Below are 20,056 nucleotides of genomic sequence, written 5' to 3' on the forward strand. Positions count from 1 at the left end.
ACCTGATGAGCAACGACCAGCAATATCCGCAGCAGTACCCGTACGCACCGCAGCAGCACACACAGGGGCAGCACGCACAGGAGCAGTACGGGCAGCAGCCGCAACAGCCGCAGTACGACCAGTACGGGCAGCCCTACGCGCAGCAGGCGCAGACGTACGACGACGCCCCTGAGACGCAGCAGTGGCAGGGCCAGACCTGGGACACGCAGGTGCAGCCGCCGGTCCCGGCGCAGCCGTACCTGCCGCCGCAGCAGCCGCAGCAGGTTCAGCAGCCTCAGCAGTCCTATGGGGCGCAGCAGTCCTACGGGGCTCAGCAGCAGCAGGGCTGGGCGGGGTACGGGGAGGAGCCCGCGGCCCCCGCGGCCCCGGCGCCCGCGGCCCCGGTCGGGCCCGAGCCCGAGTACGGTCCGCCCACCGTCACCGGCAACACCCGCGTCACCGACGCCCAGCGCGCCCGCGCCGAGGGCCGGTCGCCGATCATCGAGCCCGGTATCCAGCCCGCCGCGCTGACGGCCGTGCTCGGCGTGCTGCTCGCCGGCGGCGCCCTCATCGGCTCGTACGGGCTGCTCGTCCCGCTGCTGCTGCTCCAGGCGGTCACGGCCGCGGGCTGGTTCCGGCTCAACGGCATGTGGCCCGCCCGTCAGGGCATCGCCCTCGCTTTCCTCGGCGGGGTCGTCGCCGACATCGCCCTGCTCGCGGCCGGACGGGAGCACGGGCCCGCCGCGATCCTCGGCACCCTCGGCGTCTGGGTGCTGCTCACCCTCGTCCTCCAGCTCCGCTCGCACGCCTCGCCGGACGAGCGCATGTACGGGCTGATGGCGACCGTCACGTCGGCGGCCCTGGCCATCATCGCCACGGGGTTCCTCGCGGCGGATGCGGACGCGGTGACCGTCGGGGCGGTCGCCGTGGCCGTCGCGGTCGTGGCGCGGGCGCTGCCGCTGCCCACTCCGGCGTCGGTCGTGGTCGCGCTGCTCGCGGCGGCCGGGGCCGGGATCGCCGCCGGCGGGGTGACGGATCTGGGGACGGGCGGGGCGCTGCTCGGGTTCGGTGCGGGTGTCTGTGCGCTGATCGGGCACCGGGTCGCCTCCTACGACTACCCGTCGCGGTTCGTCCACATGACGGCCGGCGTGGCGCTTCCGCTGGCCGCGGCGGCTCCGGCTGTCTACTTGCTGGGCCGCGCTTTGACCTGACCGGTCGGGAGGGGGGCGCATCGTGTCCGGTGAACCGGCGTCCCGCCGTAGGGGTGCGCCCCCGCCCCCGGCCTTACGCACGTCGTGGCTGGTCGCGCAGTTCCCCGCGCCCCTGAGATGCGCACTGCGTGCGTCATCTCAGCGGCGCGAGCGACCATGACGAGAGCCGCGGTCGGCGGGTCGGTCCCGTCCCGCCGGGGCCCCGGGCTGATCGACAACTCCGCTACCCTCGGCCCCGAGATCCACCCCGGCCGGGGGACACGAGGCGCCGGGTACGTATACACGGCAATGGGGGACCCCGATGCGCGCACTGCGAATACTGCTGATCTTCGTCGTCATCGTGGGCGGCCTCTTCGTGATCGCCGACCGCGTCGCGGTCCATTTCGCGGAGGACAAGGCCGCGGACAAGATCCGCACGAGCGAGGGCCTGGCCGACAACCCGGACGTGAGCATCAAGGGCTTCCCGTTCCTGACCCAGGTCGTGGGCGGCACCCTGGACGACGTGGAGATCGGCATCAAGAACTACGACGCGAAGAGCGGCGGCGACAGCATCCGCATCGCCGACCTGGACGCGGAGATGCACGGCGTCGAGTTCGACAGCAGCTACAGCTCGGCCACCGCGGAGTCGGCCACGGGCACCGCCCGGATCTCCTACGACGAGCTCCTGAAGGCCGTGAAGAAGGGTGACGTCGCCCAGGTGGCGCCCGGTATCACGGCCCAGATCGACGGGCTCTCGTACGGCGGCGGCGACAAGATCAAGGTGGCGGTCTCGGTGAAGACGCCGGTGGGCACGTTGCACCCGACCGTGCTGAGCGCCGTCGACGTGGCCGACGGGAAGGTCTCGGCGCGCGCCGACAGCCTGCCGAAGATCGGCGCGTTCGACCTGGCGGAGGGCCGGGTCCGGGCGGTCACCGACTTCCAGCAGGCGATCGACAACCTGCCCGCGGGGATCGAGCTGGACAAGGTCCAGGCGGTCAAGGATGGGGTGGAGATCACGGTGAAGGGTTCGAAGCTGAAGCTCGTCGGGTAGGGACGACGGGGAGGGACGAGCAGGGACGGACGAGCAGGGACGGACGCGGGCGGAGGAACTACGGCCGCCCGCATCGCCCGTCCGCACTGCGAGACGGAGCCGTCCGTCCATCAGATGGCCGGGCGCGAAAAACGCCCCGGCGCCCGCACCGCACCACCCCGTAGAGGCTTTCATTCCCGCCATTCGGACGATTACGTCTCAGTATGCGACATGGCGGTGACACGGCGCCCGATGCGTCCTTACGATCGGACGCATGAAGCGACAGGCGGACCTCACGAAGCGGCGGGCAGTAGACCTGTGCCGCGTCGCCGCCATGCTCTGTCGCACTGTCTGAGCGGGACACCCGGCCACACGCGACCGGCACCCGCCTTCTCCAGGCCCCTCGAGTCCGGACTCGGGGCCGCCCCGCGCCCATCCCGCGCACCGAAATCCCGCATGCCCCGCCGCAACTGCCCCGGAGGAAGACAGCATGAGCCGCAGCGACGTCCTGGTCGACGCCGATTGGGTCGAGGCCAACCTCGACAACGAGAACGTGGCGATCGTCGAGGTCGACGAGGACACGTCGGCGTACGACAAGAACCACATCAAGAACGCGATCCGCATCGACTGGACCAAGGACCTGCAGGACCCGGTCCGGCGTGACTTCATCGACCAGGAGGGCTTCGAGAAGCTCCTGTCGCAGAAGGGCATCGCCAACGACACGACCGTCGTCCTTTACGGCGGGAACAACAACTGGTTCGCGTCCTACGCGTTCTGGTACTTCAAGCTCTACGGCCACCAGGACGTCAAGCTCCTCGACGGCGGCCGCAAGAAGTGGGAGCTGGACTCCCGCGACCTGGTCGACGGCTCGCAGGTGCCGAACCGCCCGGCGACCCAGTACAAGGCCAAGCCGCAGGACACCTCGATCCGCGCCTTCCGTGACGACGTCGTCGCCGCGATCGGCAACAAGAACATCGTCGACGTGCGCTCGCCCGACGAGTTCTCCGGCAAGCTCCTCGCCCCGGCCCACCTGCCGCAGGAGCAGTCGCAGCGCCCCGGCCACGTGCCGAGCTCGCGCAACATCCCGTGGTCGAAGAACGCCAACGACGATGGCACGTTCAAGTCGGACGACGAGCTCAAGGCGCTCTACGAGGACGAGAACGTGGACCTCGCCAAGGACACCATCGCCCTGTGCCGCATCGGTGAGCGTTCCGCGCTGACCTGGTTCGTGCTGCACGAGCTGCTCGGCGTCGAGAACGTCAAGAACTACGACGGCTCGTGGACCGAGTACGGCTCCCTCGTCGGCGTGCCGATCGAGCTCGGCGCCGCGAAGTAAGCCCCGAGCGACCCGAACCACGTCCAACTGACCTTTCCTGCCTAGGAGTTACGTATGTGTGGAGCGAAGGCCGGCGGTCCCGACGCCTCGACGATCAAGCCCGGTGAGACCACGATCCAGGGCCAGGTGACCCGCGACGGCGAGCCGGTGACGGGCTACGTCCGTCTCCTGGACTCGACCGGCGAGTTCACCGCCGAGGTGCCCACCTCGGCCACGGGCCAGTTCCGCTTCTACGCGGCCGAGGGCACGTGGACCCTGCGCGCGCTGGTCCCGGGCGGCACGGCGGACCGTACGGTCGTCGCGCAGACCGGCGGACTCGCGGAGGTCGCGATCGCCGTGTGACGGCGGCGCCGCGACGCGCACATCACAGGCTCGAAGGGCCGCATCCCCGGGGGTTGGACGCCACTGGTACGGGGTGCGGTCCTTCGGCTTGCGCGGGGGGATCGATACGGGCCTACGCTGAGAACATGTACGCGCGGCGGAAGCATCTGTACTTCGCCATGATGGGGCTGTGCATCGGCCTGTTCGTCCTGGCGTGGGGGCTCGTGCGGCTCTGGTCCGTGCCCGTCGCCGTCGGGATGTGCGTGGTCGCGATGGTCATTCCGCCGGTCGCCGCCATCGTCGCGAACCGGCGCGGGCCCGAGGACCGCTGGTGGGACGATCCGTCGGGCGACGCCAAGTCCGATGAGTGGTGGGACGAGTTGGACGGAAAGAAGCGCCCCAGGCCCTGACGCCCTTCAACGTCACATGTCCGGACGGCGGGTCGACTGTCACGTGCCCGGATGGCGGGTCGACTGTCACGTGCCCGGACGGCGGGTCAGCGCCGCCGGTACCGTCGCCGCCGCCACCGCGAGCAGCGCGCAGACCGCCGTCGCCGTTCCCGTCGCCGCCCACGGCACGCTCGGCCACATCGGGCCGGTCAGGCGCAGCACCGACCACCACAGGCCGGTCAGGCTGAGCGTCGCCGCGCCGAGAGCGAGCAGCGCGCCGACCGCCACCACGAGCAGCGCCTCCGTCGCGGCGAACGCGGCGACCTGGCGGCGGCGGGCGCCGAGTAGCGCGAGGGCGCGTCGTTCGGGCGTGCGGTCGGCCGCCGCCATCAGGGAGATCGTGACCAGGGCGAGCACCGTGTAGGCGAGGACGACGCCGAGGACCGCGAGCAGGCCCGTACGGCTCGCCGACCGGCCGCCCGTCTCCCTCTCCGCGCTCCACTGCTCCCTGCTCAGCGCCGTCGCGCTGTGGCCGCGTGCGGCCCGCTCCAGAGCGGCGCGTACGGGGCCGGGTGCGGTGCCGGGGCGCAGTTTCACGTACGCGCGCGACGGGCGGGCGGTGATCGTGCGGCTCGGCGTGATGTACGCGTCGGCGGTGGCGCCCGGGCCGAGCAGCCCGACGACCCTGAGCGTGGTCCTGGTCCCGTCGGGGCCCCACACCGGGAACGTCTCGCCGAGCGCGTGTTCCCAGGTGGGGGAGGCGACGACGGTGCCGGGGCGGAGCGCGGCCAGGGAGCCGGCCGCGACCGGGACGTCCGCCGCCGCGTCCAGCGCCTGCGGGTCGACGGCCTCGACGGGCCGCCGGATCAGCTTCGTATCGCCTTCGAGGGTGTAGACGCTCGTGGGGACCGGGGCGGAGACGTCCACGCCGGGCAGGGCGTGCAGCCGGTCCGTCAGCGCACGGTCGAGGCCGCCGTCACCGTGGGCCGTGACGACGAACTCGGCGCGCACGGGGCGCGTCCGCAGCTCCTCCTTCGCCGCGTCGCCGGTGGCCGCGCCGCCGAGCAGCGCCGCCGTCAGGCCGACGGTGACCAGGACCGGGGCCGCCGTCATCGCGCTCTGCCGCGCGGAGGCGAGCGCGGCGGACGCGGCGACCTCACCGGCGGCCCCCGGCAGCCGGGACAGGGGTACGGCGACGAACCGGGCGACCGGGGCGGCGACGGCGGGGGCGAGCAGCGCGGCGGCGGCGACGAGCAGCATGACCAGCGGCATCGCCGTCTTGTTGTGGGTGGCGGAGGCGGGGTCGGTGAGCGCGTTCACGGCCATGCTGACCAGGGCGGTGGCGAGGCAGCCGAGCCCGCAGACCCAGCGGAACGGGGTCATCGCCCGGCTCTCCACCGCCGCCTCGCGCAGCGCCTCCGCGGGGCCGGTGCGCCCGGCCCGCAGCGCCGGTGCGGCGGCGGCGACGAGCGCGACGACGACACCGGTCGGGAAGGCGACGAGCGCGGGGACGGACGAGTCGCTGACGACCGTCCAGTCGGGGGCCAGGCCGAGCGCGATCAGGCGGTCCAGGAGCGCGGGCGCGGCGAGCGGGCCGAGCACGGCGCCGAGCGCGGACGCGGCGAGCGCGAGCAGCCACGCCTCGGCCCGCACCATGCGGCGCAGCTGGCGGCCGGTCGCGCCGACCGAGCGCAGCAGGGCGAACTCGCGGCGGCGCCGCCCGGTGGCGTGGGCGAACGTCGACGAGACGACGAAGGCGCTGACGAACACGGCGAACCCGCCCGCGATCCCGACGACGGTGTTCGCGTCGTTGCGGGCCTTGGCGTCGGCGGCCCGCGCCGGATCGGTCCTGGCCCGGTCGTCGCCGGTCAGGACGTGGGCGCCGGTGCCGCGTACGAGGTCGCGCACGTCCGTCGACGGCTGCCACAGCGCCAAGGCGTCGACGCGCGGCGAGAGGTGGGCCGCCCGCGCGTCGGTGAAGAAGACGGTCGGTTCCGGGCCCGGGGTGGTGGTGCCGGCGATCCGGTACGTGGCAGGGCCCGCCGCCGTCACGATCCTCACCCGCTCGCCGACGCGGGACCGCCGCCCGCCCACGGCGATCTCGTCCGCCGTGCGCGGTGCGCGGCCCGCCGTCAGCCGGTGCGGGGCCGTGCGGTGCGCCGACCACGGGCGGCCGGTCAGGGTGGCGCCGGAGGCGAGCCGCGCCGGGATGATCCGGTCGACGACCGCGCCGGGCAGCCGGGACGCGCGCCCGGCGAGCGGGGCGGGCAGGGAGCGGGGTTCGGCGAGCGGGGCACCGCTCGTCCCGCGCGCGGTCTCCACCACGAGGTCCGTGTCCGGTACGACGACGGCGGGCGCGGCGGCGTAGCGCTGCGGGCCTCGTTCGGGCGAGGTCAGGGTGGAGGCGAGCACCTGGCCCGACGCCGCCATCAGGAACGTGCCGAGGACGAGGGCGGCGAAGCAGCCCGCGAGGGAGGCCCAGCGGGTGCGCAGGGTGGCGAGGGCCAGGCTCAGCACGACGCCTCCAGGCGCAACATGCGCGTCGTCACGGCGTCGGGGGTGGGGTCGGTGAGTTCGCCGGTCAGGCGGCCGTCGGCGAGGAAGAGGACGCGGTCGGCGCAGGCCGCCGCGAGCGGGTCGTGCGTGACCATGACGAGGGTCTGGGCGTGCCGGTCGACGAGGGTGCGCATGAGCTGGAGGAGCGCGCGGCTGGTCGACGCGTCGAGGGCGCCGGTCGGCTCGTCGGCGAAGAGCACGGTGGGCCGGGTCACCAGGGCGCGGGCGAGCGCCACGCGCTGCTGCTGGCCGCCCGAGAGCTGGGCCGGCCGGTGCCCGGCCCGGTCGGCGAGGCCCACGGCGGCCAGGCCCTGGCGGACCAGCGCCGGGTCGGGGCGGCGGCCCGCGAGGCGCAGCGGCAGGGCGACGTTCTGCGCGGCGGTCAGCGACGGCAGCAGGTTGAAGGACTGGAACACGAAGCCGATCCGGTCGCGGCGAAGGAGCGTCCGTCTGCGCTCGCCGAGCCGCGCCAGATCGTGTCCGGCCACCCACACCCGCCCCGCCTGCGGCCGTTCGAGCCCGGCCGCGCACTGCAACAACGTCGTCTTGCCGGACCCGGACGGGCCCATGACGGCGGTGAACGTGCCGTGCGCGAACGTCACCGACACGTCGTCGAGGGCGGTCACCGGGGTCTCGCCACCGGGGTGGCGGCGCGTGACGCGGTCGAGGACGACGGACGCGTCCGCTGGTCTTGTCTCCATGCCGGGAGCCTGTCCGGGCGCGGGCGGCGACGGTATCGGGCATGTGCCCAAGACCGCCCCCGACTACCGACGTCCCGCGCCCCGGGCGCCCTAGGATGCGCCGCATGGGCGGGGGAGACGGCCGGTTGTACGGCCGCGACGAGGAACAGGCGCGGCTCGACGGGCTGCTCGCCGCCGCGGCCGAAGGGCACAGCGGCGCGCTCGTGGTCCGGGGCGATCCGGGTATCGGCAAGAGCGCGCTGCTCGCGTACGCCGCCGGGCGCGCCCGGGACGCGCACGCCATGCGCGTCGTGCGGGCCACCGGGATCGAGACGGAGGCGGAGATCCCGTTCGCCTCGCTGCATCTGCTCCTTCACCCCGTGCTCGACCGGCTCGACGGGCTGCCCGCGCGGCAGGCGGACGCGTTGCGCGGGGCGTTCGGGCTCCGCGCGAAGGCGCCGGACGGCCCCCTGCTCACCGGACTCGCCACCTTGTCGCTCCTCGCCGAACTGGCCGACGCCGGGCCCGTGGTGTGCGTCGTCGACGACGCCCACTGGCTCGACCACGCCTCCGCGCAGGCCCTGCTCTTCGCGGCCCGCAGACTCGCCGCCGAAGGGGTCGTGCTGCTGTTCGGCGCCCGGCTCGGGCACGGCTTCAACCCGCCCGGGCTGCCCTCGCTGCGCCTGACCGGCCTCGACGAGGCGAGCGCCGGGCGGCTGCTCGACGAGCACGTACCGGAGCTGCCGCGCGCGGCACGGACGAGGGCGGTCGCGCAGTGCGCGGGCAACCCGCTGGCGCTGCGGGAACTGTCCTCGTACGGGGGTGACGTGCCCGGCGCGGACGCCGTGCCGCTGCCGCGCCGCCTGGAGGACGCGTACGCGGCCCGGGTCGCCCACCTGTCGGAGCCCGCGCGCCGGGCGCTGCTCGTCGCCGCGGTCGGCGACGGGGACCTCGCCGTGATCGAGCGGGTGACCGGGCGCGCCCCGCTCCAGGAGGCGGAGCGGGCGCGGCTGGTGTGGCCGCGGGGGACGGAGGGGCGCCTTGAGTTCGGTCACCCACTGATGCGCGGCGCCGTCCTGAACGCCGCCGCACACGGCGAAATCCGCGGCGTGCACGCGGAGTTGGCCCGCGTGCTGGCCGACGACCCCGACCGGCAGGCCTGGCACCGGGCGCACGCCGCGACCGGCCCCGACGACGAGGTCGCCGACGCGCTGGCCCGGGCCGCGGTCCGCGCCGACGCCCTCGGCGGCCACGCGGGCGCGGGCGCCGCACTCGCCCGCGCCGCCGCCCTCACCACCGACCCGGCGCTGAAGGCCCGCCGCCTCGTCGACGCCGCCCGCGCCGCCGCCGACGCGGGCCTGTCCGAGCGGGCCCGCGCCCTCCTCCGCGAGGCCCGCCCCGCCGCCGACGACCCGCACACCCTGGCCCGCTGCCTCGCGCTGCGGGCCCGCGCCGCGTTCGAGGAGGGCGCGCCGGAGCTGGCCCACGACCTGCTGGTACGCGGCGCGGCGGCGCTGGACGCCGGGGCCGAGGCCGGGGCGCTGCTCGTCGACGCCGCGCGCAACGCCTGGCAGCTCGGCGACCCCGGGCGGCTGCGGGGCTGCGCCGACCGCCTCACCGCGCTCGCGCTCGACCCCGGCGACGGGCTCGGGCCCGCGACCGACGCGGTGCGCGGCGCCGCCGTCTTCCTGGAACAGGGGCCCGCGCACGCCGTCCCCGTGATGCGCCCGCTGGTCGCGTACGGGCGGAAGGAGACGGGCGCGCCGCGTGCCCTGCGAATCAACACGGCGTTCGTCGCGGGCCTCATCGGCGACTTCGAGGCGGGGCGGCGGATCGCCGCCGAGGTGGCGGAGGAGTGCCGGGACCGGGGCGACATGGGCTGGCTGCCGCTCGCCCACCTCCCGCTCGCGGCGAGCGAGCTGTACCTCGGCCGGTTCCGGGAGGCGGCGGCCACCGCCACCGAGGGCCTGCGCCTCGCGGCGGACACCGGCCGGCCGCACCGCGGCGGCTACCTGCACGGCCTGCTCGCCTGGCTCGCGGCCGTCCGCGGCGACCTCACCGAGGCCCGGGACCACGCGGCCCGCTGCCACGACCACCACGACACCACCGGCATCGTCAGCGGCCTCGCCTGGGCCGAGTGGGCCCTCGCCCTCGCCGACCTGGGGCGCGGCGACGGCGCGGGCGCCGTCCAGCGCCTCGCCGCCGCCCAGGAGGGGCCGGCGCGCCGTCAGATCCAGGGCGTGTACGCCGCCCCCGACTGGATCGAGGCCGCCGCGCGCACCGGAGAACCGGCGCACGCCGCGCTCGCGGACCCGGCGCACGAACCGCTCGCCCGGTTCACCGCCTGGGCCGAGGCGTCCGGGCAGCCCTGGGCCGACGCCGTCCTGCACCGCTGCCGCGCGCTGACCGAGGACGACTGGGAGCGCGCGCACGCCCTCTTCACCACCGCCGTCCGGCTGCACGCCGACAGCGGGCGCCCCTGGGAGGCGGCCCGCACCCGGCTGCTGTTCGGGGAACGGCTGCGCCGCGAACGGCACAAGACGGAGGCCAGAGCCCACCTGCGCTCGGCGGCCGAGACGTTCGAGCGGCTCGGTGCCGCCCCGTGGGCGCGGCGGGCCCGCGCGGAACTGCGCGCCACCGGCGACCCGGGGACACCGGCCGGCACCCCGGGGACACCGGCCGGCACCCCGGCGGCCCTGGACTCGCTCTCCCCGCAGGAGCTCCAAATCGTCCGGCTCGCGGCGACCGGCATGACCAACAAGGAGATCGGCGCCCGCCTCTTCCTCAGCCCGAAGACGGTCGGCCACCACCTGTACCGGGCGTTCCCGAAACTCGGGGTGGCGAGCCGGGCGCGGCTGGCGGGGCTGGATCTGACGGAGGCGTGAGCGCCGCCGACGCGAGGGCGACCCCACCGGCGGACCTCACCGAGAGCCCCGGGCCCCACCCGACTACAGTGGGGCCCGGCTCTGTATGTCACCCGAGATGTAATCCGCTCACCGAGGAGCACCCGTGCTTGAGGCCTTCTTCTCCGCTCTCCTTGTCCTGGTCTGCGTCGGCGTCCTCGCCTTCGCCGGTCTGACCGTGAAGAAGCTGTACCAGGGCCAGCGCTGACCTATCGCACTGATTGAGTAACTCCATGATCCAGATCCCGTCCGACCTGCACCCCGACCTCGTCCCGCTCGCCTTCCTGCTGGGCAACTGGGCAGGCGCAGGCGTCACCGACTTCCCGGGCGCCGAGAAGGCCAACTTCGGTCAGGAGGTCTCCTTCACCCACGACGGGCGGGACTTCCTGGAGTACCACTCGCACAGCTGGATCCTCGACAGCAGCGGCAACAAGGTGAAGCCGCTCGAGTCCGAGTCCGGCTTCTGGCGCGTCGACAAGGACCGCAAGGTCGAGGTCGTCATGGTCCGCGACGACGGCGTCGTCGAGGTCTGGTACGGCGAGCTGGCCGACAAGAAGCCGCAGATCGACCTGGCCACCGACGCGGTCGCCCGCACCGCCGCCTCCGGCCCGTACAGCGGCGGCAAGCGCCTCTACGGCTACGTGAAGAGCGACCTCATGTGGGTCGGCGAGAAGCAGACCCCCGAGGTTCCGCTGCGCCCCTACATGTCGGCCCAGCTCAAGAAGGTCGTCTCCCCGGAGGAGGTCGCCGAGATGGCGCGCAACCTCCCGGACATGCCGGACGACGGCATCGCCTTCTTCAAGTAGTCCTACACTCGGCGGTGTGGTGAGCACCGAGGGAATCGACTGGAAGAGCGATCTGCGGCAGCGCGGCTACCGGCTGACGCCGCAGCGACAGCTTGTCCTCGAAGCCGTGGACACCCTGGAGCACGCGACCCCCGACGACATCCTGGGCGAAGTGCGCAGAACGGCGTCGGGCGTCAACATCTCCACGGTGTACCGGACCCTGGAGCTCCTGGAGGAGCTGGGCCTCGTCAGCCACGCCCACCTCGGGCACGGCGCGCCCACCTACCACCTCGCCGACCGCCACCACCACATCCACATGGTGTGCAGGGACTGCACGGACGTGATCGAGGCCGACGTCGACGTGGCCGCGGAGTTCACCGCCAAGCTGCGCCGCGAGTTCGGCTTCGACACCGACCTGAAGCACTTCGCGATCTTCGGCCGCTGCACGAAGTGCACCGAGCGGCCGAAGTCCGCGCGGGAAGAGCGGGAGCGGCAGGAATAAGCGGCCCCGGCCGCTCGTCGTAGTGTGGGTGAACATGGAGCGACTTTCAACGAGCAGCCCCCTGCTGACCCTGCCCGGCGCCGTCCCCGGTGAGGGCGTGGACGAAGGCGTCGCCGCGCACTACGGCGACCTGTTCCGCGAACAGCGCTCCCTCGCGGACGGGTCGGGCGTCGTCGACCTCTCGCACCGCGGCGTCATCACCGTCACCGGCGAGGACCGGCTGAGCTGGCTGCACCTGCTGCTGACCCAGCACGTCAGCGAACTGCCTCCCGGGCAGTCCACCGAGGCGCTGATCCTCTCCGCCAACGGCCACATCGAGCACGCCCTGTACCTCGTCGACGACGGCACGACGACGTGGGCGCACGTGGAACCCGGCACCCGGGAGGCCCTCGTGGCGTACCTGGAGTCGATGAAGTTCTTCTACCGGGTCGACGTCGCCGACCGCACCGCCGAGTTCGCGGTCGTGCACCTGCCCGCCGGATCGATCGCCCCCGTACCGGACGGGGCGGCCGTGCGCGAGACCCCGTACGGCCGTGACCTCTTCCTGCCGCGCGGCGACCTGGAACCGTACGCGAAGGAGAACGGCCCCGCGGTCGGGCTCCTCGCCTACGAGGCGCTCCGCGTCGAGCAGCACCGGCCGCGGCTCGGCTTCGAGACCGACCACCGCACGATCCCGCACGAGCTGGGCTGGCTGGAGACCGCCGTCCACCTCCAGAAGGGCTGCTACCGCGGGCAGGAGACCGTCGCCCGCGTCCAGAACCTCGGCAAGCCGCCGCGCCGCCTCGTCTTCCTCCACCTCGACGGCAGCGAGGTGCACCTGCCGCCGCACGGCGCCGACGTACGCCTTACCGCGGACGGGCCTGAAGGCCGCAAGATCGGCTTCGTGACGACGTCCGTACGCCACCACGAGCTGGGCCCGATCGCCCTCGCCCTGGTGAAGCGGAACGTGCCGGTGGACGCGGAGCTGATGGCGGAGACGACGGCGGCGGCGCAGGAGGTCGTGGTCGAGCCGTAGCGCCTGCCGCTACATCGCCAGGCCGCTACCTCTCCAGGCCGCGACCTCTCCAGGCCGCTACATCTCCAGGAGGACGGTGAAGGGGCCGTCGTTCGTCAGGGACACCCGCATCCGCGCCCCGAACCGGCCCGTCGCCACGGTGGCGCCGAGCGCCCGCAGCTGGGCCACGACCTCGTCGACGAGCGGTTCGGCGACGGGGCCCGGCGCCGCCGCGTTCCAGGTGGGGCGGCGCCCCTTGCGGGCGTCGCCGTACAGCGTGAACTGGCTGATGACCAGCAGCGGCGCGTCGATGTCGCTGCACGACCTCTCGTCGGAGAGCATCCGCACGGACCACAGTTTGCGGGCGAGCTGAGCCGCTTTCTCCTTGGTGTCCTCATGGGTGACCCCGACAAGGACGCAGAGCCCCTCGCCCTTGATCTCGCCGACGGTTTCCTCGTCCACGACGACGCTCGCGCCGTCCACTCGCTGTACAACTGCTCGCATAGCCCCATCATGCCGTGGACCAGAACCCCCCATCCGGGGCGGATATGGGGTACTCGCGCACAGAGCGGGCACCGGGAGTGGCACCATGCTCACACGCGGTGCGCCGATGGCGCGCGGCGGCGGTCCGGTCGAGGGGACGGTAAGCACACCATGGATGCCCAAGCCATGAGCCACACACCGAGTACGCGGCGGCCCGGGGAGCCGGGTGCCACACCGGCCCGGCCGCCCGTGCAGCGCGTCGACAGCCCCGCGCTGCCGGCCGCCCCCGAACACGATCTGGCCCGCCTCGACCTGCCCGAACTGCGCCGGGTACGGCGCGAATCGCAGCAGGACGAGGCGGACCTCAGCTATGTACGCCGCCTGCTCCAGGGCCGTATCGACATCCTCCGCGCCGAACTGGGCCGGCGCCGCGACCCCGAGAAGCCCGTCGTGGACCGGCTCTCGGAGATCCTGCGCGACCAGCCGACGCGCCAGCGCTCCTCGGCCCGCCACGTCACCCTCGGCACCCCGCACAGCGAGGAGTTCCGCCGCCTCGCAGCCGACATGCTCTCCGAGGTCGAACTCTCCGACCTGGCGGCCCGCACGGACGACGAACTCCAGGCGGCGATGGGCCGCCTCGTCCGCTACGAACAACAGGTCTCCCGCCGCCGCCAGCACCTCCAGCACACAGCGGACAACTGCAGCAAGGAAATCGCCCGCCGCTACCGGGAGGGCGAGGCCCAGGTGGACGACTTGCTGGTGAACGGGGGCTAGCCCAGCCCCGTCAGGGGCGCGGGGAACGGCGCGAGCAACCACGACGAACGCGCACCCACCTCCGGGCCCCGGGGAATCCCCAGGACACCCGACCCGGCCCCGCCCTACCGTGACCCCATGATCACCCGCCCCATCACCGACGAAGAACTCCCCGCGTGGTGCCGCGCCCTGAACACCGGCTTCCTGCGCCCCCCGACCACGTCCCCGGAGACAGTGACCAAGCGCAGGTCCCACTTCGACCTGACCCGAACCCGCGCAGCCTTCACCGAGCCGGGCAACGGCAACGGCAACGGCAACGGCACACGCCAGGTCGCCACCTTCCGCTCGTTCGCGCAGACCCTGAGCGTCCCGGGCGGAGCAACCGTCCCGACGGACGCCGTCACGAACGTCACGGTCACCCCGACGCACCGCCGCCGCGGCCTGCTCAGCCGCATGATGACCGACGACCTCGCGGAGGCGAAGACGCGGGGCGACGTCGCGGCGACGCTGATCGCCGCCGAGTACCGCATCTACGGCCGGTACGGCTTCGGCCCGGCGGCGACCACCGCGCAGTGGGAGATCGACGTGCTGCGGACCGGCCTCGACCCGCGCTGGTCGGGCCCGCAGGACGGCGCCCGGATCGACCCGGCCGACCCCGACGAGGTGCGGCGGATCGGCCCGGCGCTGCACGCGCGCCTGCGCGCCCGCGTGGCCGGGGTCCCGTCCCGGGACGACTTCTGGTGGCAGCACGCGACAGGGATGTGGCCGACGCCCGAGGACCCGTACAACGAACCCTTCTACGCGGTGTACCGCACGGCGGACGGCGAGGTGGACGGCCTGGTCGCGTACCGGGCCGACGGCCACTGGGGCGACGCCAAGGTGCCGGGCAACACGGCGACCGTGCTGAACCTGATCGGCGTCACCCCGGCCGCGGAGCGCGCCCTGTGGCACCACCTGTGCTCCGTCGACTGGGTCACCACGATCCGGACGGACGGCCGCGCCCCCGACGACCTGCTGCCGCATCTGCTCCCCGACCCGCGCGCCGCCCGCATCGTGACGCAGGCCGACTACTTGTGGGTGCGGATCCTGGACACCGTACGGGCGCTGGAGGCGCGTTCGTACGCGGCGAGCGGCGACCTGGTCCTCCAGGTGCGGGACGAAGCCGGGCTCGCGGAGGGCCGTTTCCTGCTCTCGGCGGGCCCCGACGGGGCGTCCTGCGCCCCGAGCACCGCGCCACCGCAACTCACCCTCGACGTCGGTGAGCTGGGCGCGCTGTGGCTGGGCGACGTGTCGGCGGCGCGGCTCGCCGCCCTGGGCCGGGTCGAGGAGGAGACGGAGGGCGCCGCCGCGCTGGCCGACGCCCTGTTCCGCACCCCGAGGCGACCGTGGTGCCTCGACATGTTCTAGCTCTGGTGTTCCGTGACCGGCATGGTCGATGGACCGACCGGGCTCCCGGCTCCCCTCCGGAAGGGAGCCCGGTCAGCCGCTCTGGGCGAGCAGCAGGACGAGAACGGCCGCCCCGATGCCGCTGATCATGGTGTTCTTGGCCTTGAGCCCGATGGTGAGCACGACGAAGGCGATGATGCCCATCGGCCCGTACTTCCACTGGATGAGCTGCTCGAATCCGATGGCGAGTGCGGCGATGAGGATGGCGAAGACCGGCATTGGACTTACCCCCTTTAGGTCCGAGTGGTGACCAACTCCGACGCCATGCCGGTGACGTAGACCAACCTGTGTGACCGACGCCAACCCCCGAGGTTGTCCGACCATGTCGCTCAAGTTGGTCACCAACTCATTGATACTTATCTCCGCTGAAGCGCGACTCATAACCACCTTTCCTGCAACTCCCCCAAGATGGCGGGAAGTTGTAGCCTTCGGAGATGAGTGCGGAACATGCCGCCGTCAATGGACGGCAGGAGCCGCGGCGGACGCAGTGGACGTACCGCGAAGTGGCCGACGAGCTGCGCGCCCGGATCCGGTCCGGGTCCCTCCGTCCAGGTCAACGCATGCCCACCCAGGCGCAGTTGGCGGACGACTTCAATGTGGATCGCTCCGCCGTACGCCAGGCGCTGCGGATTCTGCAGTCCGAGCACCTGCTGGCCAACGTCTCGAAGGGCAGTCCGGCCACCGTCGCGGACATCAGCAGGTCCGCGACGGACGGTCCTGGCGCCCTGCCGCAGCCGACGATGGTCGCGCTGGCGCAGAAGGTCGCGGCGGCGTTCCGCGCTCCCGACGTGGAGATCGACGCCCTGTGTCTGACCTCCGTCTCGCTGACCCTCGCGATGGGCGAACCGCTGCGCGAGATTCACGCGGGGCGTATAAAACCGGCCAAGGTGCGGGTGCGGGTCCTGCTGCCGAGCCGGGACATCGACCTCGCCTTCCCGGCCCCGGCCGACGCCGACGTGGAGGCGGACGGGGTGACGGGGGACCGGCTGCAGCGCTACTGGCTGGAGCAGCGCAACGCGCAGGGGCAGGTGCTCCGCCACAACCTGCTCGGGCTGCGCGGCACGCACAACATCGACGTCGAGGTGGCGTTCCGCGCGCTGCCGTTCACGCCGCCGGTCAAGTTGTACCTGCTCAACAACGTCGAGGCGCTGTTCGCGTACTACACGCTGACGCGGCGCGGCACGCAGATCGACCACGAGCGGGTGGACGTCTACGACGCGCAGGGCGTGCGCCAGAAGCTGTTCGGGTTTGAGCAGGGTGCGAGCCTGCGGGACACGACGTTCGTGGAACAGTCCCACCTGTGGTTCAACAGCCTGTGGAACACGATCAGCACGGATCTGACGCTCAGCGCGTAGGCCCTGCCGGCGCCTCGGAGCGCCGGTGCGCCGTGCGGTCCTGCCCGGTTCCTCAGTTGAGCGCGGGTCCGGCCACCATGATCGCGAGCAGGACACCGCCGACGGAACTGCACGTGGCGTTGCGCGACTTGGCGCCGATGGCCAGCAGGAGCAGACCGGCGATGCCGGCCGGTCCGTAGTGCCACTGGACGAGCTGCTCGAAGGTGATCACGAACACCGCGGAGAGGAGGCTCAGGAAGGCCATGACGTTTCCTCCTTCATCGGCCAAGGCGGAGAAGATGGTGGTAGTGGTTGGCCTAAGTTGGTAACCAACTCTACTGTAGTTGTCCCCACTTGGCGCCTGGCCATAAACAAGTCAACTACAAGTGCCGCCAAGTGAAAGGGAGTTGTACCATTTGGTTCGTGACTGGAGGGCGTGGCAGACATGGCTGACATGGCAGACGCGGCACTGAACGGTGGGGGCAGGCTGTCGCCCCAGGAGATCGCCGACGACCTGCGCGAGCGGATCAGGGCGGGCCGGCTGCGCGCCGGCGAGCGGCTGCCGACCCAGGCCGCGCTCGCCGTCGAGTTCGGCGTGGAGCGCGGCACGGTCCGCCAGGCGCTCCATCTCCTGCAGTCGGACGGCCTCCTGAGCAACATCAGCAAGGGCAGCCCGCCGCGTATCGCCACCTCGTCCCCGGCCCATGACGCGCCACGGCCCACCATGGTGGCGCTCGCGCCCCGCCTGGTGGAGGCGTTCGCCCAGCCGAAGGTGCGTATCGACGCCGTCTGCATGACCTCCGAGACGCTGATGCTGGCCCTCGGCGAGCCGCTGCGCCTCATCCACGAGGGCCGGATGCGGCCCGAGTCCATCGACGTACGCATCCTGCTGCCGAGCCGCGACATCGACCTCGCGTTCCCGGTGCCGGTCCCCGACAGCAAAGAGGGCACCGACCGCGCGGACGACGAGGCGGTCCATGAGCGCTGGCTCGCCACGCGCAACGCCCAGGGCCAGGTCCTGCGCCACAACCTGCGCTCCCTGCGCTCCTCGCACGGCATCGACGTCCAGGTCACCTTCCGGGCCCTGCCGTTCACCCCGCCGGTCAAGCTCTACCTGCTCAACGACGCGGAGGCGCTCCTCTCGTACTACATGGTCACGCGCCGGGAGGAGGAGATCGACAGCGGCACCAAGCTGGAGATGTACGCCGCCACCGGCTCCCAGGCGCTGCTGTTCTCCTTCGAGCAGCGCACGGGCCACCGGGACCGGGCGTTCGTGGAGGAGTCGCAGAAGTGGTTCACCGCCCTCTGGGAAACCATCACCTCCGACCTGACACTCTCCTAGTGACTTCAGATGCGACGAAACAGAGCGTTCCCGTGGCGGAAGTGACGGGAGCAGAACACGAGCTGAACGGTTCGGACCGTTCGCTGACCGATCTGGTCAAAGGCGCACGCCATGTGCTCTTCGACTTCGACGGGCCGATCTGCCGCCTCTTCGCGGGGCGCCCGGCCCCCGTGATCGCGCGCGAGCAGGTCGACTGGCTGGACGCGCAGGGCCTCGGCGAGGCGCTGACCCCGGCGGAGCGGACCGACGACGATCCGCACAGCGCCCTGCGCAGCCTGGGTCTGCAACGGCCCGACAGCGACCTGGTCTTCGAGATGGAGAAACGTCTCACCGAGCAGGAGCTGAAGGCGGTCCGCTCCGCCTGGCCCACCGAGCACGCCGACCCGCTGATCCGCACCTGGTCCGCGGTCGGCGCCCGCCTCGCCATCACCACCAACAACTCGCCCGAAGCGGCCCGTCGCTACATCGAGGGCCGCGGCCTCGCCCCCTGTTTCGAGCCGCACATCTACGGCCGGACCCGGGACCTGCGCCTCCTCAAGCCGGACCCGTACTGCCTCAACCTCGCCCTGCGGGCCATGGGGGCGGCTCCGGCCACCGCCCTGATGATCGGCGACGCCCCCACGGACCTGCTCGCCGCGCGCGCCGCGGGCGTCCCGTTCCTGGGCTACGCGCGGAACGAACGCAAGGCGACGCCGTTGCGGGAGGCGGGCGCCCGCCACGTGGTCAGCTCCCTGGAACCGCTCCTGGCCATTCTGCGGAGTCCTTAGTTCCGCTCCGCGGAGCCCTTAGTTCCGCGCACGTCAGGTGGAGTTGGCTGCCAACTGACGTAGAGTTGACGCAACTTGGCAAGGCGGAATCTTGCCGAGGCGGGACGGGAGTACGTCGCGGTGAACGGCAACAGCAGCCCCAGCAGCTCCACCCCCAGGACCAGTTCCGACGAGATCGCCGGCGCCCTGCGCGAGCGCATCAGAGGCGGCGCCCTCAAGGCGGGCGACCGGCTGCCCACGCAGGCCGCGCTCGCCGAGCAGTTCGGTGTGGAGCGCGGCACGGTCCGCCAAGCGCTCCAGCGCCTCCAGGCGGACGGCCTGCTGACCAACGTCAGCAAGGGCAGCCCGCCCCAGGTCGCCGCCGCCCCGCCCGGTCAGGTCACCGGCGGCTCCCGCGCGGCGCGCTCCATCCTCGGCCCGCGCCTCGTGGCCGCCTTCGGGCAGCCCCAGGTGCGGGTCGACGTCGCCTGCCTGACGGCGGAGACGCTGATGACCGCGCTCGGCGAACCCCTGCGCCGCGTCTACGAAGGCGCCGACCGCCCCGAATCGGTCCACCTCCGCGTCCTGCTCCCCCTCCTCGACCAGGACCTCGACTACCCCTCACCCGACAAGGGCTGGGGCCACGACGACGCCCTGGACCGCGCCGTCAAGGAGCGCAGCCGCGCCCAGCGCGCGGCCCAGCGGACGGTCCTCACCGACACGGTCGCTGGCCTGCGCCGCAGCGGCATCGACGCCCGCGTCGACTTCCGCCACACCCTCGGCACCCCCACCCGCAAGGTCTACCTCCTCAACCAGCGCGTGGCCCTGGTCGGCCACTACATCCCCGGCCGGTTCCTGCGGGAGGTCGAGCGGTACGAGGGGGCGAACCCGGTGCCGCTGTGCGACGTGGAGGGGTTCGACACGCCGATGTTCGTGTTCGACGCGGAGCGGGGCGGGGACCAGGCGGCCTTCGTCGACGCCGAACAGGCGATGTTCGACGGGGTGTGGGAACACGTGGCGCGCGGTCAGGCCTGAGCCACGGCCAGCAGGGCCAGGACGACACCGGCGAAGGCCCAGGGCGTCGACTTCCGCTCGGCCGACCAGAACAGAGTCAGGACGGCCAGCGCGAGGACGCCGAGTATCCCGAATCTGGACTGCAGGAACTGCTCCACCCCATAGCCGAACAGCGGCGTCAGGACTTGCCACAGCGGATTCATGGGCCCCACCCCTTGTGATGCGTGGTCGCTTCCGACCTTTCCTGGTCCAATTGGACTGGACCGACTTGGA

At 72.8% G+C, this 20,056-nt stretch carries 22 protein-coding genes; 16 read left to right on the top strand and 6 right to left on the bottom strand.

The window, feature by feature from the left end; all coding sequences use genetic code 11:
- The first annotated feature begins 5 nt into the window (after positions 1-5).
- The 6 genes from C1N81_RS25485 (at position 6) to C1N81_RS25510 (ending at position 4,266) form a co-directional block, all read left to right on the top strand.
- Entirely contained in the window at positions 6-1,190 is a 1,185-nt protein-coding gene (locus C1N81_RS25485; protein ID WP_394432830.1) for a hypothetical protein, read from the top strand.
- A 301-nt stretch (positions 1,191-1,491) separates the two neighbouring features.
- Positions 1,492-2,220 carry an LmeA family phospholipid-binding protein gene (locus tag C1N81_RS25490; RefSeq protein WP_394432832.1) on the top strand — a complete coding sequence of 243 codons (729 nt, stop codon included), beginning with the start codon at positions 1,492-1,494 and terminating at the stop codon, positions 2,218-2,220.
- A gap of 253 nt (positions 2,221-2,473) precedes the next feature.
- Complete coding sequence (locus tag C1N81_RS25495) at positions 2,474-2,554, top strand: putative leader peptide (RefSeq protein ID WP_350203226.1); 81 nt, start codon at positions 2,474-2,476, stop codon at positions 2,552-2,554.
- A gap of 135 nt (positions 2,555-2,689) precedes the next feature.
- Positions 2,690-3,535 (top strand): sulfurtransferase, encoded by an 846-nt coding sequence (locus tag C1N81_RS25500; RefSeq protein WP_394432834.1) that lies wholly within the window; start codon positions 2,690-2,692, stop codon positions 3,533-3,535.
- Between the two features lie 54 nt (positions 3,536-3,589).
- Positions 3,590-3,877 carry a DUF1416 domain-containing protein gene (locus tag C1N81_RS25505; protein ID WP_127832476.1) on the top strand — a complete coding sequence of 96 codons (288 nt, stop codon included), beginning with the start codon at positions 3,590-3,592 and terminating at the stop codon, positions 3,875-3,877.
- A 125-nt stretch (positions 3,878-4,002) separates the two neighbouring features.
- Positions 4,003-4,266 carry a DUF3099 domain-containing protein gene (locus tag C1N81_RS25510; protein ID WP_394432836.1) on the top strand — a complete coding sequence of 88 codons (264 nt, stop codon included), beginning with the start codon at positions 4,003-4,005 and terminating at the stop codon, positions 4,264-4,266.
- 66 nt (positions 4,267-4,332) lie between these two features.
- Here C1N81_RS25510 and C1N81_RS25515 read toward each other — a convergent pair whose 3' ends face one another.
- Positions 4,333-6,762, bottom strand: a complete 2,430-nt coding sequence (locus tag C1N81_RS25515; RefSeq protein ID WP_394432837.1) for an FtsX-like permease family protein — start codon at positions 6,760-6,762, stop codon at positions 4,333-4,335.
- Positions 6,756-7,502 (bottom strand): ABC transporter ATP-binding protein, encoded by a 747-nt coding sequence (locus C1N81_RS25520; RefSeq protein ID WP_394432839.1) that lies wholly within the window; start codon positions 7,500-7,502, stop codon positions 6,756-6,758. Before C1N81_RS25520 ends, C1N81_RS25515 begins: the two co-directional genes overlap by 7 nt.
- Positions 7,503-7,606: 104 nt before the next feature.
- On the opposite strand from C1N81_RS25520, the gene C1N81_RS25525 reads away from it, so the two are divergent.
- The 4 genes from C1N81_RS25525 (at position 7,607) to C1N81_RS25540 (ending at position 12,686) form a co-directional block, all read left to right on the top strand.
- Positions 7,607-10,366 (top strand): helix-turn-helix transcriptional regulator, encoded by a 2,760-nt coding sequence (locus tag C1N81_RS25525; protein ID WP_394432841.1) that lies wholly within the window; start codon positions 7,607-7,609, stop codon positions 10,364-10,366.
- A 251-nt stretch (positions 10,367-10,617) separates the two neighbouring features.
- A complete protein-coding gene (locus C1N81_RS25530) occupies positions 10,618-11,190 on the top strand; it encodes an FABP family protein (RefSeq protein WP_394432842.1) in 573 nt (190 codons plus the stop codon).
- Positions 11,191-11,206: 16 nt separating this feature from the next.
- Positions 11,207-11,671 carry a Fur family transcriptional regulator gene (locus C1N81_RS25535; protein ID WP_394432844.1) on the top strand — a complete coding sequence of 155 codons (465 nt, stop codon included), beginning with the start codon at positions 11,207-11,209 and terminating at the stop codon, positions 11,669-11,671.
- 34 nt (positions 11,672-11,705) lie between these two features.
- A complete protein-coding gene (locus C1N81_RS25540) occupies positions 11,706-12,686 on the top strand; it encodes a CAF17-like 4Fe-4S cluster assembly/insertion protein YgfZ (protein ID WP_394432846.1) in 981 nt (326 codons plus the stop codon).
- Positions 12,687-12,743: 57 nt separating this feature from the next.
- On the opposite strand, the gene dtd is transcribed toward C1N81_RS25540, so the two are convergent.
- A complete protein-coding gene (gene dtd / locus C1N81_RS25545) occupies positions 12,744-13,169 on the bottom strand; it encodes a D-aminoacyl-tRNA deacylase (RefSeq protein WP_394432848.1) in 426 nt (141 codons plus the stop codon).
- 165 nt (positions 13,170-13,334) lie between these two features.
- On the opposite strand from dtd, the gene C1N81_RS25550 reads away from it, so the two are divergent.
- Positions 13,335-13,922 carry an RsiG family protein gene (locus tag C1N81_RS25550; protein WP_394432850.1) on the top strand — a complete coding sequence of 196 codons (588 nt, stop codon included), beginning with the start codon at positions 13,335-13,337 and terminating at the stop codon, positions 13,920-13,922.
- A 117-nt stretch (positions 13,923-14,039) separates the two neighbouring features.
- On the top strand, positions 14,040-15,308 hold the full coding sequence (locus C1N81_RS25555) for a GNAT family N-acetyltransferase (protein WP_394432852.1): 1,269 nt from the start codon (positions 14,040-14,042) through the stop codon (positions 15,306-15,308).
- A gap of 72 nt (positions 15,309-15,380) precedes the next feature.
- On the opposite strand, the gene C1N81_RS25560 is transcribed toward C1N81_RS25555, so the two are convergent.
- Positions 15,381-15,566 (bottom strand): hypothetical protein, encoded by a 186-nt coding sequence (locus C1N81_RS25560; RefSeq protein ID WP_394432854.1) that lies wholly within the window; start codon positions 15,564-15,566, stop codon positions 15,381-15,383.
- 215 nt (positions 15,567-15,781) lie between these two features.
- Here C1N81_RS25560 and C1N81_RS25565 point away from each other — a divergent pair, with 215 nt between their 5' ends.
- Entirely contained in the window at positions 15,782-16,702 is a 921-nt protein-coding gene (locus C1N81_RS25565; RefSeq protein ID WP_394432855.1) for a winged helix-turn-helix domain-containing protein, read from the top strand.
- Between the two features lie 52 nt (positions 16,703-16,754).
- On the opposite strand, the gene C1N81_RS25570 is transcribed toward C1N81_RS25565, so the two are convergent.
- Positions 16,755-16,946, bottom strand: a complete 192-nt coding sequence (locus tag C1N81_RS25570) for a hypothetical protein (RefSeq protein ID WP_394432857.1) — start codon at positions 16,944-16,946, stop codon at positions 16,755-16,757.
- 180 nt (positions 16,947-17,126) lie between these two features.
- Between C1N81_RS25570 and C1N81_RS25575 the strand changes: the two genes are divergently transcribed.
- From C1N81_RS25575 to C1N81_RS25585, 3 genes are all read left to right on the top strand, one after another.
- Complete coding sequence (locus C1N81_RS25575) at positions 17,127-18,023, top strand: winged helix-turn-helix domain-containing protein (RefSeq protein ID WP_394432858.1); 897 nt, start codon at positions 17,127-17,129, stop codon at positions 18,021-18,023.
- On the top strand, positions 18,023-18,790 hold the full coding sequence (locus C1N81_RS25580) for an HAD family hydrolase (protein WP_394432860.1): 768 nt from the start codon (positions 18,023-18,025) through the stop codon (positions 18,788-18,790). Before C1N81_RS25575 ends, C1N81_RS25580 begins: the two co-directional genes overlap by 1 nt.
- Positions 18,791-18,865: 75 nt before the next feature.
- Entirely contained in the window at positions 18,866-19,804 is a 939-nt protein-coding gene (locus tag C1N81_RS25585) for a GntR family transcriptional regulator (RefSeq protein WP_394432862.1), read from the top strand.
- On the opposite strand, the gene C1N81_RS25590 is transcribed toward C1N81_RS25585, so the two are convergent.
- Positions 19,795-19,986: a hypothetical protein gene (locus C1N81_RS25590; RefSeq protein WP_394432864.1), complete on the bottom strand. Its 192-nt coding sequence runs from the start codon at positions 19,984-19,986 to the stop codon at positions 19,795-19,797. The two genes, C1N81_RS25585 and C1N81_RS25590, sit on opposite strands and share 10 nt — an antisense overlap.
- Between the last annotated feature and the right edge of the window lie 70 nt (positions 19,987-20,056).

It is taken from the genome of Streptomyces sp. SGAir0957 (genome assembly GCF_043523415.1).

Excerpts from the sequence above, each read along its gene's own strand:
- C1N81_RS25485 (WP_394432830.1), top strand. The coding sequence starts at position 6 with ATGAGCAACGACCAGCAATATCCGCAGCAGTACCCGTACGCACCGCAG.
- C1N81_RS25490 (WP_394432832.1), top strand. The coding sequence starts at position 1,492 with ATGCGCGCACTGCGAATACTGCTGATCTTCGTCGTCATCGTGGGCGGC.
- C1N81_RS25495 (WP_350203226.1), top strand. The coding sequence starts at position 2,474 with ATGAAGCGACAGGCGGACCTCACGAAGCGGCGGGCAGTAGACCTGTGC.
- C1N81_RS25500 (WP_394432834.1), top strand. The coding sequence starts at position 2,690 with ATGAGCCGCAGCGACGTCCTGGTCGACGCCGATTGGGTCGAGGCCAAC.
- C1N81_RS25505 (WP_127832476.1), top strand. The coding sequence starts at position 3,590 with ATGTGTGGAGCGAAGGCCGGCGGTCCCGACGCCTCGACGATCAAGCCC.
- C1N81_RS25510 (WP_394432836.1), top strand. The coding sequence starts at position 4,003 with ATGTACGCGCGGCGGAAGCATCTGTACTTCGCCATGATGGGGCTGTGC.
- C1N81_RS25520 (WP_394432839.1), bottom strand. The coding sequence starts at position 7,502 with ATGGAGACAAGACCAGCGGACGCGTCCGTCGTCCTCGACCGCGTCACG.
- C1N81_RS25525 (WP_394432841.1), top strand. The coding sequence starts at position 7,607 with ATGGGCGGGGGAGACGGCCGGTTGTACGGCCGCGACGAGGAACAGGCG.
- C1N81_RS25530 (WP_394432842.1), top strand. The coding sequence starts at position 10,618 with ATGATCCAGATCCCGTCCGACCTGCACCCCGACCTCGTCCCGCTCGCC.
- C1N81_RS25540 (WP_394432846.1), top strand. The coding sequence starts at position 11,706 with ATGGAGCGACTTTCAACGAGCAGCCCCCTGCTGACCCTGCCCGGCGCC.
- dtd (WP_394432848.1), bottom strand. The coding sequence starts at position 13,169 with ATGCGAGCAGTTGTACAGCGAGTGGACGGCGCGAGCGTCGTCGTGGAC.
- C1N81_RS25550 (WP_394432850.1), top strand. The coding sequence starts at position 13,335 with ATGAGCCACACACCGAGTACGCGGCGGCCCGGGGAGCCGGGTGCCACA.
- C1N81_RS25555 (WP_394432852.1), top strand. The coding sequence starts at position 14,040 with ATGATCACCCGCCCCATCACCGACGAAGAACTCCCCGCGTGGTGCCGC.
- C1N81_RS25560 (WP_394432854.1), bottom strand. The coding sequence starts at position 15,566 with ATGCCGGTCTTCGCCATCCTCATCGCCGCACTCGCCATCGGATTCGAG.
- C1N81_RS25565 (WP_394432855.1), top strand. The coding sequence starts at position 15,782 with ATGAGTGCGGAACATGCCGCCGTCAATGGACGGCAGGAGCCGCGGCGG.
- C1N81_RS25570 (WP_394432857.1), bottom strand. The coding sequence starts at position 16,946 with ATGGCCTTCCTGAGCCTCCTCTCCGCGGTGTTCGTGATCACCTTCGAG.
- C1N81_RS25575 (WP_394432858.1), top strand. The coding sequence starts at position 17,127 with ATGGCTGACATGGCAGACGCGGCACTGAACGGTGGGGGCAGGCTGTCG.
- C1N81_RS25590 (WP_394432864.1), bottom strand. The coding sequence starts at position 19,986 with ATGAATCCGCTGTGGCAAGTCCTGACGCCGCTGTTCGGCTATGGGGTG.